The sequence below is a fragment of the Hydrogenophaga sp. RAC07 genome, assembly GCF_001713375.1.
In the GTDB taxonomy this organism is placed as follows: domain Bacteria; phylum Pseudomonadota; class Gammaproteobacteria; order Burkholderiales; family Burkholderiaceae_C; genus Hydrogenophaga.
The window spans coordinates 3,516,305-3,530,896 of the sequence record NZ_CP016449.1; the positions used below are offsets into that span (position 1 = coordinate 3,516,305).

A 14,592-nucleotide genomic window follows, 5' to 3' on the forward strand; every position below is an offset into this window, starting at 1 on the left:
CTCTCACCTCTTGACGCAGATCAATGATGTCCATACCATGGACTACATGTCCACCAGATGGACATAAGCAAACATCGAGAGACTTTGGAGATTCACGTGAACAAAGAAATGTCGGAAACACTTACCCGGGTCGGACCTGAGACCCGCATGGGCAATCTGTTGCGGCGGTACTGGGTCCCCGCGCTGATGTCGAGCGAGATTGCGGAGCCGGATGGCCCTCAGGTGCGAGTACAACTGTTGGGCGAAAAGTTGCTGGCTTTTCGAAACTCGGATGGCCAGGCAAGCCTGATCAGTGAGTTCTGTTCACATCGCGGGGTGTCGCTCTTCTTCGGACGCAATGAGGAAAATGGCATTCGCTGCGCGTACCACGGTCTCAAGTTCAATAGCGCAGGCCAATGTGTGGATGTTCCCTCTGCGCCGCAAGCTTGTGCGCGCATGCATATCAAGGGGTACCCCTGCATCGAGCGCGGCGGAATCGTCTGGACCTACATGGGCCCTGCCGATCAGCAGCCAGAACTGCCTGAACTGGAGTGGTGCACTCTTCCAGCCGAACACGTATATGTATCGAAACGGGTGCAGTACTCAAGCTACCTGCAGGCCATGGAGGGTGGGATCGATACCGCCCACGTCTCATACGTTCACCGCTACGAGGTTGACTCGGACCCGATGCACAAGGGCGTCAAGGCGCTCGACTACATCAAAGCCGATGGCAATGTGGTGTTCGAGATCGAGAAGACACCTTTTGGGTTGAGCTTGTTTGGCCGCCGCAATGGAGAACCTGACTCCTACTATTGGCGCGTCACCCAATGGTTGTTCCCTTGGTTCACGCTGATTGCACCATTTGGTGACCACGCCTTGGGCGGGCACATCTGGGTGCCGATCGACGATCACAGCTGCTGGGCCTGGAGCATCAACTGGCAACCAAATCGACCGTTGAGCCAGGAAGAGCTGGATGCAATGAAGGCCGGCATGGGTATCCACGTCGAATACGAAGCCCCTGGCAGTTTCGTCCCTGCGGCCAATCGGGAGAACGGGTACCAGATGGACCGTCTGGCCCAAAAAGAGCACCGAGCCTACAGCGGAGTTTTTGGCTTCTCTGCACAGGACTACTCTCTGCAAGAAAGCATGGGCTCTATTCAGAACCACGACGCTGAACGGCTACTGCCCACTGACAAGGCCATCGTAATGGCGCGTCGCATGTTGCACGAGGCCGCCTTGGGACTGGAAGAGGGGCTCATGCCGCCAGCGCTGGATTCGAGTCAACAACGAGTGCGTCCGGCAGGTGTGCTTCTGCCCAAAGAGCAGAGCCCAGTTGAGTGGGCCAGGGAGCACCTCGCCGACAGTACAGAGAAGCCTGTCTTCAGCCTCTGAAATCGTTCACTTTTCCACCACAAAGAAGGAGACAACATGAAAGCATCCAGGTCAATCATCGCCACCGCCGTACTGACGGCGTTTACGGCATCCACCGCATGGTCACAAGCCACTTCCGACTGGCGCCCCACCAAGACTGTTCGGATCGTGGTTCCGATCGTGGGAAGCACGAACGACGTGCTGGCTCGCCTCTTGGCGCCCAAGCTTCAGGAGGCGCTCGGGCAGCCCTTTGTGGTCGAGAACAAAGGCGGGGCTGGCGGGAACATCGGTGCGCTGGACGTGGTGAAGTCCGCGCCTGATGGACACACGCTCTTGGTGGGGTACAACGGACCGCTGGCGATCAATGTGACCCTGTTCGACAACATGCCATATGACCCCGTAAAGGACTTGGCACCCATCACCCTTGCAGTGAAGGCACCCCAATACCTGGTGGTGAATCCCGCCACAGGGATCACCAGTGTTCAGGACTTCATCGCCAAGGCCAAGGCCAATCCAACCAAGTATTCCTATGGGTCGGTGTCACTGGGCAGTGCATCGCATCTGACTATGGAAATGATGAAGTCGGAAGCGGGCTTCCGGATGACCCACATCCCCTACCGCGGTGCAGGGCCGGCCGTTGCTGACCTCCTTGCTGGGAACGTTCAAGCAGGCTTCTTTGTACCGGGCAACGTGCAAGGGTTCGTCAAGGAGGGGAAGTTGAAGCTGCTGGCTACCTCGGGTACCAAGCGCTTCGACAGTACCCCGGACATTCCCACGCTCAATGAATCGGGATTGAAGGACTTCGAGGCGACATCCTGGATCGGATTTCTTGCCCCGGCAGGCACGCCGCCCAACATCATTGCCCGATACAACCAAGAGATGGTGAGAATCATCAACTCTCCGGAAATCAAAGCTCGCCTGAAAGACATGGAGTTTGAAATCGTCGCAAGCTCACCGCAGGAATTCAGCAACTGGATTTCCACGGAAATCGTGCGCTGGGGCAAGGTCATCAAGGACACCGGCGCCAAGGTGAACTGAGTGATGAGCAACAGTTACCGCTTGGCGAACAAGGTCGCGCTGATTACCGGTGCGGGCGCCGGCATCGGCGCTGCAGTGTCAACCTTGTTCGCTCGCGAAGGCGCTGCCATCCTGATGGTGGATGCCGATGCGCAGGCACTCGAGCGAACGAAGGCCGCCATTCTGAATGCTCAGCCTGATGCGAGGGTGTTCGGCATGCTCGCTGATGTGACCAATGAGGAGGCGGCGATGGCCAGCGCCAGGCACTGTGTTGACGCGTGGGGTTCGCTGGATGTTCTCGTCAACAACGCAGCGATGCGCAACTATTCGGCAGCGGGCGATGCGACACCGGGTGAATGGCAGGCGATGGTGGGCGTCAACCTGGTTGGAATGTCCAATTACTGCAAAGCTGCTCTCCCGGCGTTGCGTGCATCGGGTGCGGGGAGCATCGTCAATGTGTCGTCTTGTTATGCGGTCACAGGACGCCGTGGAATGGGTCTCTACGATGCCACCAAAGCCGCCCAGCTTGCGTACACACGCACGCTCGCCTTTGAAGAGGCGCCACATTCGGTAAGAGCGAACGCAGTCTGTCCAGGATCCACGCTGACCGACTTTCACGTGGGTCGCGCTCAGGGTGCGGGAAAGAACGTGGAGCAACTCAAGTCTGAACGCAAGGACACGTCCTTGATTGGGCGGTGGGCAGACCCCATCGAAATTGCACGGCCCATCCTCTGGCTGGCTTCCAGTGAAGCCTCCTTCATCACCGGCACAACGCTGATGGTGGACGGCGGGCTGCACATCATGTAATCCCCGCTATCGCTCATCAGCGTCCGGGTTGAATTCGTCTTTTCATGTCTACATCCACGCTTTCTGCACGAGTTCACACCCTGCGCTATGAGGCACCGGACACCATCAGCGTTGAACTGAAGCCAGCGGAAGAGGGCGTGCGGTTTCCGTCGCATGAGCCTGGCTCACACATTGATCTCCACTTGGGCAACGGTCTCGTCCGGAACTATTCCGTGCTCAACCCATGCTCAGATTCGGGCCGCTATGTTGTGGGCGTATTGAAGGATCGCAAAAGCCGCGGTGGTTCCAAGTTTGTGCATGAGAACCTCCGTGTTGGCCAAATGCTCAAGATCTCAGAGCCACGCAACAATTTTGCTCTGGACGAAGCCGCGCTGCATTCGGTGTTTCTGGCAGGAGGAATTGGCATCACCCCCATGCTTTGCATGTTGGACCGACTGCTCGAATTGGGGCGAACAGCGGACTTGATCTATTGCTCAAGGTCGCGACAGGACACAGCATTCCTGCAGAAACTGGAGACCATGACCGCGCGTGGGTTGAACATCACCTACCACTTCGATAACGAAGAAGGCAGACCACCCGATCTGAAGACGCTGCTTTCAGCACATTCACCTGCAGCGCACTTCTACGCTTGTGGTCCAGCGCCCATGCTTGATGCATTCCAAAGGGAGTGTTCAAACTTGAACTTGCACCAAGTGCATCTCGAAAGATTCACTGCGCCTCAAGCTCCGCAGCCGGCTGCGTCCGATTTCACGGTGGAGTTGCGGCGCAGTGCGAAAGTCATCCAAGTCAGCGCCGGACAGTCGATCTTGGATGCCATGTTGGACAACGGTTTGTTGCCCGACCACAGTTGTCGCGAAGGACTTTGTGGTGCATGCGAGACCAAAGTTTTGGACGGTCAGGTAGACCACCGGGACAGCATCCTCACCGCCGAAGAGCGTAGGGCAAATAAGTCGATGATGATCTGTGTATCGCGGTGCAGCTCTCAGTGCCTTGTTCTGGATGCGTAACTTCTAATAGAGCGTCGGTTGCCTTGAATGATGGCCGAACGGTGTCTCCCGGCCCGTCGGTGCGCTTCAGGTTGGCAGTTCCAAGCCACCGTGAACTCAACCTGCCTTTTGTATGCTGGCTTCGGCCAAAGCTTTTGGAGTACCCGGTTTCGGAGGTGCAGCGGTCGTTCGTGCCCCAGTTGCTGAACGCCCTGTCTAGCCGCTAAGAGTAATCAGGTATGAGACTTCGAGTGACTCAGTTCAGTCTGAAGCAGACGAAAGCTCCCCGACGACAGCGAGACAGTTCTGGAGGTTTCGCCGAATTCCTAAATGCTGGCGTTGGGTGTACCTTCTCGCTTTATGGACCTCAACGAAGTCGACCCACGCGAACTACAGCGAGCAGTCAGGTTTGCGCTTGACCTCGTGGCGGCACACCGCATCGCCAAGGGGTTGGTAATCGATCAGGAACGCGTGACCGCATTGCGCGAGTCTCTCGAAGAACGACTTGTCGCGGCGTTTAGCGAGATCGACATCGGCGCCATGCCTTCGTCATGGTCGTGGCAGAAAGCAGCGGAAACACTTTCTATCGAAATCGCGCTCCAACTCATCCGCGAGCAAAAACACGAACCTCCCGATCGATCTTTTCAGCGTAAGTGAGGTACCGCTCCTACAGCGCCCTCACGTCCTGACCACCGGCATGTCCTCCCACCGCCTCGTGTACGAGGGTGTGCGCAACTCCTGCCTCATGTTCCAGTTGCGAGGTGAAGCGCCGATGACTGGCGCTTGTCAGCCGCGCAACGTACGGCAGCGTGGAGGCTGAAACCGTCGATATCGGCGCACGGCGAATGTTTGAAAGTCGCCTGGCTGGGCATCTCGCACTCCGCATAGCCGTGCAATCGTTGGCTAGACGACTGGTCTAATACAATCCTCGTTTTGTCCCTCACTGCATCAGTTCATGAACCAAACCACTTCGACCCCGGCCCCCAGCGCCCTGTTCTCTCCCTCCGTCCTCGGTAGCGTCTCGTTGAGCAACCGCATCGTGATGGCGCCGCTGACGCGCAGCCGCGCTGCTGCGGGCAATGTTCCTCACGCCTTGAATGCGCGCTACTACGCGCAGCGCGCCAGTGCCGGCCTGATCATTTCCGAGGCCACGCAGATCACGCCGCAAGGCCAGGGGTATCCCAAGACACCGGGCATCCACAGCCCTGAACAGGTGGCTGGCTGGCAGGGCGTGACGCAGGCCGTGCATGCCCACGGTGGCAAGATCTTCCTGCAGCTGTGGCACGTCGGGCGCGTCTCCCACCCGCTGACACAGGCCGACGGCGGCCTCCCAGTGGCGCCCTCGGCTATCCGTCCGGCCGGCGAGATCTACACCGAACAGGGCATGAAGCCCTTCGAGACGCCGCGCGCCCTCGAGACCGAAGAGATCCCGGCGCTGATTGAAGACTTCCGCCGTGCCGCCGTCCAGGCCAAAGAGGCTGGTTTCGACGGGGTCGAGATCCATGCCGCCAACGGCTACCTGATCGACCAGTTCCTGCGTGACGGCACGAACCATCGCACGGACGGCTACGGCGGCTCGGTGGCCAACCGAGCCCGCCTGCTGCGCGAGGTCACGGAGGCGGTGCTGACAGTGTGGGAAGCGGGTCGCGTCGGCGTCCGTCTGTCGCCGGTGAACGCGTTCAATGACATCGCCGACTCAACGCCGCAAGCGACGTTCGAAGCCGTCACCGAACAGCTCAACGCCTATGGATTGGCCTACCTTCACGTGGTGGAAGACGTCAGTAGCGGCTTCGACTTCCAGAAGCTGCGGCAGATCTTCAACGGCGCCTACATGGCCAATGGCGACTACGACCGCGCCCGGGCGACGGCGGCGATCGCGCAAGAGCAGGCCGACTTCGTTGCTTTCGGCAAGCTGTTCATCGCCAATCCGGACCTGCCCGAGCGGCTGCGTCGTGACGGCCCGTACAACACGCCCAGGCCCGAATCCTTTTACGCCGGTGGCCCCGAAGGCTACGACGACTACCCAGCACTCGAAACGGCCGTCGCCTGACGCACCGCTCGCATACTCCTGCGGCCATGAACGCAAATCCGGTCGTCGATACGCGCCAGCAGATACTGGACACCGCGCGGGCGATCATCGTCAGCAAGGGTTTCGCCGCGGTGGGCCTGAGCGAGATCTTGGCTGCGGCGGGGGTGCCCAAAGGCTCGTTCTATCACTGGTTCCGCTCCAAGGACCAATTCGGCGAGGCCTTGCTCGAGCGGCACTTCGAGGGGTACTTGGAGCAGACGGATGCCCTGCTGGCGGCGCCAGGGCAAAACGCTGCGGCGCGGCTGCTCGCTTTCTTCGGCCGGTGGCATGCGCTGCAATCGGGTGATGACCTGACCGAGCGCTGCCTGGTGGTCAAGCTGAGCGCCGAGGTCTGTGACTTGTCGGAGTCGATGCGAGCGACACTGGAACACGGCACGACCCAAGTGCTGGCCCGGCTGGAAGGCTGCCTGAGGCAAGGCATCTCAGACGGCGAGCTGACCCGCTGCCCCGACCCGGCCGAGGTGGCGGAACAGCTCTACCAGCAGTGGCTGGGCGCCACCTTGCTGGCCCGCGTGCAGCGCAGCTCCGGGCCGCTCGACCGAGCGCTGGCACAGACACGTCTCTGGTTAGCGCATCAGGTCGGGCCGGCCTGATCGCAAACACCCTCACTGCTCGAAGCGCGTGACCGCCGAAGGGTAAGAAGTTCATACACGCTCTTTCTCACAGCTGGCCTGAGCTGGCTGCTGTCCGGTGGAGTTGGCTACGACCTGCGCAGCCCTCATGGCGCAGGGGAAGCGATCGCGTCGTGTGCGTGGCCCAGGAGCGAGCCCTTATCGCTCGGTTTGCTTTAAACCCTTACAGAAGCGCTCTTTCCTGAATACTTGCTGCTGCACGAGTGCTGACGCCTACATTTGGCAGTTGAGCGACCGCAGCTTTTGCGTATCAGGCCTTTGTTCTCAATGCCAGCTAAAGATTGAACTCGGACGTTCGTCTTCGGGGCACTGAATCATTGCGACGCTGCTTTCCGGTCATTGCGGCAAGCCGCGCTCGAAAGGCCGCAGTTCCTTTGATACCGGCCATTCCACTTGGTTCGGTGGACTGGGAAGCCCGCGCAGCGCTTGCTCGCAGGTGTTGCACTTCAGACCTGATTGCGCCCCGCATCCATCCCGAGCGGCTTATGTGCGATCCGTCGCGCGCCTCTTTTCGAGGGAAAACCATGAGTGAAAAGTTCGTTGTGATTTGTATGATGACCATATCACCCGACATGAAGAATCTCATTTAGTGACATGAGCGACGCCCTGCTAGCGCCCGAACGCCTCACCGACAAACTGGCCAGCCTGCTACTGCAACGTATTGAATCTGGGGATCTGTCGCCAGACGAGCGACTGCCCACCGAGCAGCGACTTGCCGAGCAATTCGGGGTGTCGCGCACTGTTGTTCGAGAAGCCGTGAGTCGACTCAAGTCCATCGGCTTGCTCACTTCGCGCCAGGGCTCCGGCGTGTTCGTCGCGCCGCGCCACCAGGCGCGAGCCCTGGCCTTTGATCCGCTGGTGGTCACATCCATGGATAGCGTGCTGCAGGTGGTGGAGGTACGCCGCGGGTTGGAGGCCGACGTGGCCGCGTTGGCCGCGCAGCGCATGACCCCGGAGAAGGCGCGCACGATCGCCCAGGCGTTGGAACACTTGGAAGCCTGCCCGCCCCAGGGCGTCGAAGGCGTGGAGGCGGATTTGGCCTTTCACCGCAGCATAGCTCGCGCCACCGAAAACCCGCACTACGAACGCCTGCTGAGCTTCCTGGAGCAGTACCAGCGCGAAGCCATGTGCGTGACGCGCACCAACGAAGCGCTGGACAGCGGCTACATGGTTGAAGTGCGCGAAGAACACCGAGCCATCGCCGAAGCGGTGATGCGCGGCGATGTGCTCGCGGCACGTCAGGCCGCCATGCTGCACATGCACAACGCGGCGAGACGTCTGAACAACGCCGCACCTCCCATCCGCCGCGCCCTCGGGGCGCTGCTCGCTCCTTCCTCACCCGGGTCTTCCTCATGAGCAACGCTTCTTCATACACCCTCGGCGTCATTGGCCTGGGCTCCATGGGCATGGGCGCAGCGCTCTCTGCCTTGCGCCAGGGTGTGACCACCTGGGGTTGCGACCCGCGCGCCGATGCCCGCGCGGCTTTTGAACAAGCGGGCGGCCGCGCTACCGCCAGCGTGGCCGAACTGGCCAGCCACAGTGACGTGGTGCTGGTGCTGGTGGTCAACGCGGCGCAGACGGAAGACGTGTTATTCGGCGCGCAAGGCGTGGCTTCGACCCTGAAGCACGGCGGTGTGGTGGTGTGCTCGGCCACGGTCGACCCTGCCCTGCCCCCCGTGTGGGAAGAGCGCCTGCTGGCCACCGGCCACTGGCTGATCGACGGCCCGGTGTCGGGTGGTGCGAAAAAAGCCGCTGCCGGGCAGATGACGGTGATGGCCTCGGGCCAGCCCGAGGCCTTTGCCGCCGCCGGCAGCGTGCTCGAAGCTTTTGCCGGCAAGGTGTACCGCCTCGGCGACAAGGCGGGCATCGGCTCCACGGTGAAGATGGTCAACCAGCACCTGGCGGGTGTGCACATTGCCACCGCCTGCGAAGCCATGGCCCTGGGCATGCGCGCCGGCGCCGAGCCGCGCCAGCTGTACGAGGTAATCTGCAATTCCGCCGGCATGAGCTGGATGTTCGAGAACCGCGTGCCGCACATCCTCGACGGCGACTACACACCGCTGTCGGCGGTGAACATCTTCATCAAGGACCTGGGCATCGTGCTGGACGCTGCGCGCCAGCTCAAGTTTCCGCTGCCGCTGGCCGCCGCCGCGCACCAACTCTACCTCGCCACCGCGGCCATGGGCCTGGGCGCTGAAGACGACTCGGCCGTGGTGAAGTACTACGCGCAACTGGCCGGCATCGAGCTGCCGGCCCCCGCCCCCGCAGTGCAGGCTGAAGCATGATCCTCGGCGTCATTGCAGACGACTTCACCGGCGCCACCGACGTGGCCAGCATGCTGGTTCGCGCCGGCATGCAAACAGTGCAGGTGCTCGGTGTGCCTGAAGGCGGCTTGCCGCAGGCCGACGCGGTGGTAATCGCGCTCAAGACGCGCACCGTGGCCCCGGCCGATGCGGTGGCGCAAAGCCTCACGGCGCTGGCCGCCTTGCGCACAGCGGGAGCGCGGCAGATTTACTTCAAGTACTGCTCCACGTTTGATTCCACGCCGCAGGGCAACATCGGCCCGGTGACGGACGCGCTCATGGCCGCACTGGGCGCCGAGTTCACGATCGCCTGCCCAGCCTTCCCGGAAAACGGGCGCACCGTGTTTCGTGGTCACCTGTTCGTGGGTGATGTGCTGCTGAGCGATTCGGGCATGCGCAACCATCCGCTCACCCCCATGACCGACGCGAACCTGGTGCGCGTGCTGCAGGCGCAGACGACGCACCCGGTGGGCCTGCTGCGCCACGACACGCTGGATGGCGGCACGCCAGCCACGCAGGCGCGCATGGCCCAGCTGCGTGCCGACGGCGTGAAGATCGCCGTGGCCGATGCCGTGAGCAACGAGCACCTGCTCACGCTGGCCGAGGCCTGCGCCGATCTCCCCCTGCTCACCGCCGGCTCGGGCGTGGCCCTGGGCCTGCCGCCCGCCTACGCGCGGCGCGGCTGGTTCACGCCAAACGCGAACGCCGCCGATCTCGACAGCCTGCAAGGCCCCGCTGCCGTGGTGTCGGGCTCGTGCTCGGAGGCCACCAACGCGCAGGTCGCGCAGTGGCTGGCTGCTGGGCGCACTGCTTTACAGATCGACCCACTGGCGCTGCACCAGGGCCGGCAAAGCGCCGACACGGTGCTGGCCCAGGCCACGCAGGCACTGGCACAAGGCCCGGTGCTGACCTATGCCACCGCCGCGTCCGAGAGCGTGCGCGCGGTGCAGCAGGCGCTGGGCGTGCAGGCCGCCGGCGAGCTGGTTGAACACGCGCTGGCCCGCGTTGCCCAAGGCCTGGTGCAGGCCGGCGTGCGCCGCCTGGTGGTGGCCGGGGGCGAAACCTCGGGCGCTGTGGTGCAGGCGCTGGGGGTGCAGCAGTTGCGCATCGGCGCACCCATCTGCCCGGGCGTGCCCTGGACGCAGTCCACCCTGCCGGGCAACGGCGAGGCGGTGCAGCTGGCGCTTAAGTCGGGCAACTTCGGCGGCGTTGATTTCTTCGCGCAAGCGCTGCGGCAGGCGGGGGTGGTTCTGTGAGTCAGCACGGGCCCGCCGCCCAGGACGCTGTGCGGGCCGAGATCGCCCGCGTGGGCGCCAGCCTGTTCCAGCGCGGCCTGGTGCACTCCACCGCCGGCAACATCAGCGTGCGCCTCTCGGCCGAACAAGGCGGTGGTTTCCTCATCAGCCCCACTGACGCCTGCCTCGGGTTTCTCGACCCCGCACAACTGGCCTGGGTGAGTGAAGACGGCACCGCGCTGGGCGGTGCCCGCGCCAGCAAGACGCTCACCCTGCACCGCCGCATTTACGCCGCCGCGCCCGCTGCGCACTGTGTGCTGCACACCCATTCCACCCACCTGGTGGCGCTCACGCTCCAAGGTGTCTGGCGCACCACCGACATCCTGCCGCCGCTCACGCCCTACCAGCTGATGAAGGTGGGCCACGTGCCGCTGGTGCCGTACCGAGTGCCGGGCGATGCCGCTGTGGCCGACGACGTGGCCGCGCTCATCACCCACGCACCGCACCCCCTGCGCGCGGTGATGCTGGAGCGGCTGGGCCCCACCGTGTGGCACGACAGCCCGGGCAATGCCATGGCGCTGCTCGAAGAGCTCGAAGAAACCGCGCGCCTGTGGCTGATGAGCGAGCGCCGCGCCGAACCCCTGACCGATGCGCAGATCGACGTTCTGCGCACACGCTTCAACGCCCCCTGGTAAACACAAACTCGCCATGCCCCGCTTCGCCGCCAACCTGACCATGATGTACACCGAGGTGCCGTTCCTCGACCGCTTTGCCGCAGCCGCGCGCGACGGCTTCGACGCGGTGGAGTACCTCTTTCCCTACGAGCACAAACCGGGTGAGATCGCCGCGCGCCTGAAAGACCACGGCCTCACGCAGGCCCTGTTCAACCTGCCCCCGGGTGACTGGGCCGCCGGAGAACGCGGCATGGCCTGCCACCCCGGGCGCGAGGCCGAGTTCGCCGCCGCGCTGGACCATGCCCTGCCCTGGATCGAAGCCACCGGTTGCCGCTGCGTGCACGCCATGGCCGGACTGGTGCCTGCGGGCAGCAACGCCGCCGCCTGCCACGCCACCTATGTGAACAACCTGCGCCACGCCGCCGCGCGCCTCGCGCCGCTGGGTGTGAGCCTGCTGATCGAGCCGATCAACAGCCGCGACATGCCGGGCTACTTGCTGAGCCTGCAGCAGCACGCGCACGACGTGCTGGCCGAGGTGGGCGCGCCCAACCTCAAAGTGCAGATGGACCTCTACCACTGCCAGATCATGGAAGGCGACCTGAGCAAGCGCCTGCAACAACACCTGGCCGGTGTGGGCCACGTGCAGATTGCGGGTGTGCCCGACCGCCACGAGCCCGATGGGGGCGAGGTGAACTTTCCCCACCTGTTCGACCTGCTGGACACCCTCGGCTACGACGGCTTCGTCGGCTGCGAATACCGCCCCAAGTCCGGCACCAGCGAAGGCTTGGACTGGCTTCACCTGTACCAGGCTGCCCGAAAAAACACACGCGTGACCCACCCATGAACATCCTCATCACCGGCGGCGCCGGCTTTCTCGGCGACCGCCTCGCCCGCACCCTGCTGCTGCAGGGCACGCTGCGCGGCCAGCGCATTGAACAACTCATGCTGGCCGACCTGGTGGCACCGCGCGACGCTGCCCTGCTGGCCGACCCGCGCGTGCGCCACCACACCGGCGACCTGCTGGCGCAGATTCCCGCGCTCATGGCGCAGCGCTGGGACGCGGTGTTCCACCTCGCCTCCGCCGTGTCGGGCGAATGCGAGGCCGACTTCGACCTCGGCCTGCACGCCAACCTGGACACCACGCGCAGCCTTCTCGACGCCTGCCGGACGCAAACGCTGGCCGGGCATCCCGCACCGCTGTTTTTCTTTTCCAGTTCGGTGGCGGTGTTCGGCAGCGACACCGCCGTGCCCCTGCCCGCCGTGGTGCGCGACGACACGCTGCCCACGCCGCAGGGCAGCTACGGCATCCACAAATTTGTGTGTGAACAGCTGCTGGCCGACTACACGCGCAAGGGCTTCATCGACGGCCGCGCGGCACGGCTCATGACCGTCTCGGTGCGCCCCGGGCGGCCCAACGGCGCAGCCTCGGGCTTTCTCTCGGGCCTGTTCCGCGAACCGCTGGCGGGTTTGCCCAGCGCCTGCCCGGTGGACCTGGACACACGCGTGGCGCTGTCGTCCCCGGCCAACACGGTGGCCGGCATCGTGGCCGTGGCCGAGGCCAGCCGCGAGACCTTTGGCGGACGCACCGCGCTCAACTTGCCGGCCCTCACCGTGAGCGTGCGCGAGATGCTGGCCGCACTCGAATCCCTGGCCGGCTCGGAGGTGATGGGCCTGATCACACACACGCCCGACGCCGCGGTGGCCGGCATCGTGCAGGCCTGGCCTGCGCGTTTCGAAAGCGCCCGATCGCCGCGCCTGGGCCTCACCGCCGACGCCAGCTTCACCGCCGTGCTGCAACAGTACGTGCACGACCAACCCGACGCGGTGCGCCACCCGCAGGCCCGGGCGCGGCTGGGCCTGCCCGCACTGGCCTAACCCCTTTCTGCGTTCCCCTGTTCCCTTCCCCCAACCACAACGGAGACACCGTCCATGAAACAACTCATCAAACCCATCGCTCTCGCCGCCATCCTGGCCGCCTCGGGTGCCGTGCAGGCCCAGACCGTGCTGAAGATCGGATACGCCACCTCGGCCACATCGCACTACGGCGTGGGCTCCACCGTGTTCTGCGAAGAAATGGAGAAGGGCACGCAAGGCCGCTACAAGTGCCAGCAGTTCCCCAACTCGGCACTCGGCGGTGAACGCGAGCAGATCGAAGCCGTGCAGCTGGGCACGCAAGACCTGGTGAACACCTCCACCGGCCCGCTGGGCAACTTCGTGCCCGAGGTCAAGATCGTCGACATCCCCTTCCTGTTCCGCGACTACGACCACGCACGCAAGGTGATGGACGGCCCGATCGGCCAGGACCTGCAGAAGAAGATGGAAGCCAAGGGCCTGATCAACCTGGCGTGGACCGAAAACGGTTTCCGCCACATGACCAACAGCAAGCGCGCCATCAACCAGGCCACCGACGCCAGCGGCCTGAAGATGCGCACCATGGAAAACAAGGTGCACATGGACGGCTACAAGACCTTCGGCATCCTGCCCACGCCCATGGCCTTCCCGGAGCTGTTCACCGCGCTGCAGCAAGGCACGGTCGATGGTCAGGAAAACCCGATTCCCGTGATCCTGGCGTCCAAGTTCTCACAAGTGCAGAAGCATCTGTCGCTGACCGGCCACGTGTATTCGCCTGCGGCGCTGATCCTCTCGCCCGCGGTGTGGAGCAAGCTGTCCGCCGCTGACAAGGTTGTGTTCACCGAAGCCGGCAAGAAGGCCGCTGCGGCACAGCGCAAGAAGGTCAACGACGACGAGAACACCGGCATTGCCCAGCTCAAGAGCGAAGGCATGCAGGTGGTCGAGAAGGTCAATGGCGAGAGCTTCCGCAAGGCCGTAGCGCCTGCTTACGCCGCCTTCGCCAAGGAGTTCGGCGCCGACAAGATCGCGGCCATCCAGGCTGTGAAGTAACGCTCCCCCCTGCGGCGGGCCTTCGGGCCCGTCTTCCCCTCGCTTGCCGAGGGCCTCATTGTTTGTTTCGCCGCCTGCCCATGAAATCTCTCATCATTGCCATCGATCGCCGCATCACCGGCCTGTGCCTGTCGCTGGCTTGCGCCATCCTGGCGGTGATCTCTTGCTTGGGCATGTGGCAGGTGGTGACGCGTTTCGTGTTTTCGCAGCCGTCCACCTGGACCGAAGAAATCATGCGCCGCCTGCTGATCTGGATGGTGATGCTCGGCACGGTGGTGGCGCTGCGCCAGGGCGCGCTGATCTCGGTGGACCTGATGCTGCGCCTGTCGCGCGGTGCCTGGCGCAGCACGGTGCGCTGGATCATCACCTTGGTCAACCTGAGCTTCTTTTCGGTGGTGTTGTGGTTCGGGATCGACCTGGTCTGGCGTATTCGCTTCCAGACCTTTGCCAGCCTGAATCTCTCCATGGCCTGGGCTTACGCCGCCATCCCCACCGGTGCCCTACTCGGCCTGTTGGCCACGGTTGCGCACCACGCAGACCCGCAGCACGATGAACTAACAACCGCACTGTGACGCGACCGCCCACATGAGCCTTCATT

The 14,592-nt window shown here is 63.5% G+C and carries 16 protein-coding genes; 15 read left to right on the forward strand and 1 reads right to left on the reverse strand.

What is annotated here, in order from left to right; all coding sequences use genetic code 11:
- The first annotated feature begins 96 nt into the window (after positions 1-96).
- The 5 genes from BSY239_RS16495 (at position 97) to BSY239_RS16515 (ending at position 4,817) form a co-directional block, all read left to right on the forward strand.
- Positions 97-1,371: an aromatic ring-hydroxylating dioxygenase subunit alpha gene (locus tag BSY239_RS16495; RefSeq protein ID WP_069049048.1), complete on the forward strand. Its 1,275-nt coding sequence runs from the start codon at positions 97-99 to the stop codon at positions 1,369-1,371.
- A 36-nt stretch (positions 1,372-1,407) separates the two neighbouring features.
- Positions 1,408-2,388 carry a Bug family tripartite tricarboxylate transporter substrate binding protein gene (locus BSY239_RS16500; protein WP_069047747.1) on the forward strand — a complete coding sequence of 327 codons (981 nt, stop codon included), beginning with the start codon at positions 1,408-1,410 and terminating at the stop codon, positions 2,386-2,388.
- Positions 2,389-2,391: 3 nt separating this feature from the next.
- Positions 2,392-3,174, forward strand: a complete 783-nt coding sequence (locus BSY239_RS16505) for an SDR family NAD(P)-dependent oxidoreductase (RefSeq protein ID WP_069047748.1) — start codon at positions 2,392-2,394, stop codon at positions 3,172-3,174.
- A gap of 44 nt (positions 3,175-3,218) precedes the next feature.
- Positions 3,219-4,181, forward strand: a complete 963-nt coding sequence (locus BSY239_RS16510; protein WP_069047749.1) for a PDR/VanB family oxidoreductase — start codon at positions 3,219-3,221, stop codon at positions 4,179-4,181.
- A 309-nt stretch (positions 4,182-4,490) separates the two neighbouring features.
- Positions 4,491-4,817: a hypothetical protein gene (locus tag BSY239_RS16515; RefSeq protein WP_069047750.1), complete on the forward strand. Its 327-nt coding sequence runs from the start codon at positions 4,491-4,493 to the stop codon at positions 4,815-4,817.
- A 21-nt stretch (positions 4,818-4,838) separates the two neighbouring features.
- On the opposite strand, the gene BSY239_RS23080 is transcribed toward BSY239_RS16515, so the two are convergent.
- The gene (locus BSY239_RS23080; RefSeq protein ID WP_442905806.1) at positions 4,839-4,934 is read right to left on the reverse strand and encodes a DUF4113 domain-containing protein; all 96 of its coding nucleotides are present in this window, start codon (positions 4,932-4,934) and stop codon (positions 4,839-4,841) included.
- A 181-nt stretch (positions 4,935-5,115) separates the two neighbouring features.
- Between BSY239_RS23080 and BSY239_RS16520 the strand changes: the two genes are divergently transcribed.
- The 10 genes from BSY239_RS16520 to BSY239_RS16565 all read left to right on the forward strand — a co-directional run bounded on the left by BSY239_RS16520 (position 5,116) and on the right by BSY239_RS16565 (position 14,566).
- Entirely contained in the window at positions 5,116-6,210 is a 1,095-nt protein-coding gene (locus BSY239_RS16520; RefSeq protein ID WP_069047751.1) for an alkene reductase, read from the forward strand.
- A gap of 26 nt (positions 6,211-6,236) precedes the next feature.
- Entirely contained in the window at positions 6,237-6,842 is a 606-nt protein-coding gene (locus tag BSY239_RS16525; RefSeq protein WP_069047752.1) for a TetR/AcrR family transcriptional regulator, read from the forward strand.
- 633 nt (positions 6,843-7,475) lie between these two features.
- Positions 7,476-8,237 carry a FadR/GntR family transcriptional regulator gene (locus BSY239_RS16530; protein WP_069047753.1) on the forward strand — a complete coding sequence of 254 codons (762 nt, stop codon included), beginning with the start codon at positions 7,476-7,478 and terminating at the stop codon, positions 8,235-8,237.
- Positions 8,234-9,166 carry an L-threonate dehydrogenase gene (gene ltnD, locus BSY239_RS16535; protein ID WP_069047754.1) on the forward strand — a complete coding sequence of 311 codons (933 nt, stop codon included), beginning with the start codon at positions 8,234-8,236 and terminating at the stop codon, positions 9,164-9,166. Before BSY239_RS16530 ends, ltnD begins: the two co-directional genes overlap by 4 nt.
- Positions 9,163-10,440 (forward strand): 3-oxo-tetronate kinase, encoded by a 1,278-nt coding sequence (otnK, locus tag BSY239_RS16540; RefSeq protein ID WP_069047755.1) that lies wholly within the window; start codon positions 9,163-9,165, stop codon positions 10,438-10,440. The genes ltnD and otnK overlap by 4 nt, the downstream gene beginning before the upstream one ends.
- Complete coding sequence (locus BSY239_RS16545) at positions 10,437-11,114, forward strand: class II aldolase/adducin family protein (RefSeq protein ID WP_069047756.1); 678 nt, start codon at positions 10,437-10,439, stop codon at positions 11,112-11,114. Before otnK ends, BSY239_RS16545 begins: the two co-directional genes overlap by 4 nt.
- A 13-nt stretch (positions 11,115-11,127) precedes the next feature.
- Positions 11,128-11,937, forward strand: a complete 810-nt coding sequence (otnI, locus tag BSY239_RS16550; protein WP_069047757.1) for a 2-oxo-tetronate isomerase — start codon at positions 11,128-11,130, stop codon at positions 11,935-11,937.
- Complete coding sequence (gene denD / locus BSY239_RS16555) at positions 11,934-12,968, forward strand: D-erythronate dehydrogenase (protein WP_069047758.1); 1,035 nt, start codon at positions 11,934-11,936, stop codon at positions 12,966-12,968. Before otnI ends, denD begins: the two co-directional genes overlap by 4 nt.
- Positions 12,969-13,022: 54 nt before the next feature.
- Positions 13,023-13,994 (forward strand): TRAP transporter substrate-binding protein, encoded by a 972-nt coding sequence (locus BSY239_RS16560; protein WP_069047759.1) that lies wholly within the window; start codon positions 13,023-13,025, stop codon positions 13,992-13,994.
- An 80-nt stretch (positions 13,995-14,074) separates the two neighbouring features.
- Positions 14,075-14,566 carry a TRAP transporter small permease gene (locus BSY239_RS16565; protein ID WP_069047760.1) on the forward strand — a complete coding sequence of 164 codons (492 nt, stop codon included), beginning with the start codon at positions 14,075-14,077 and terminating at the stop codon, positions 14,564-14,566.
- Positions 14,567-14,592: the final 26 nt, after the last annotated feature.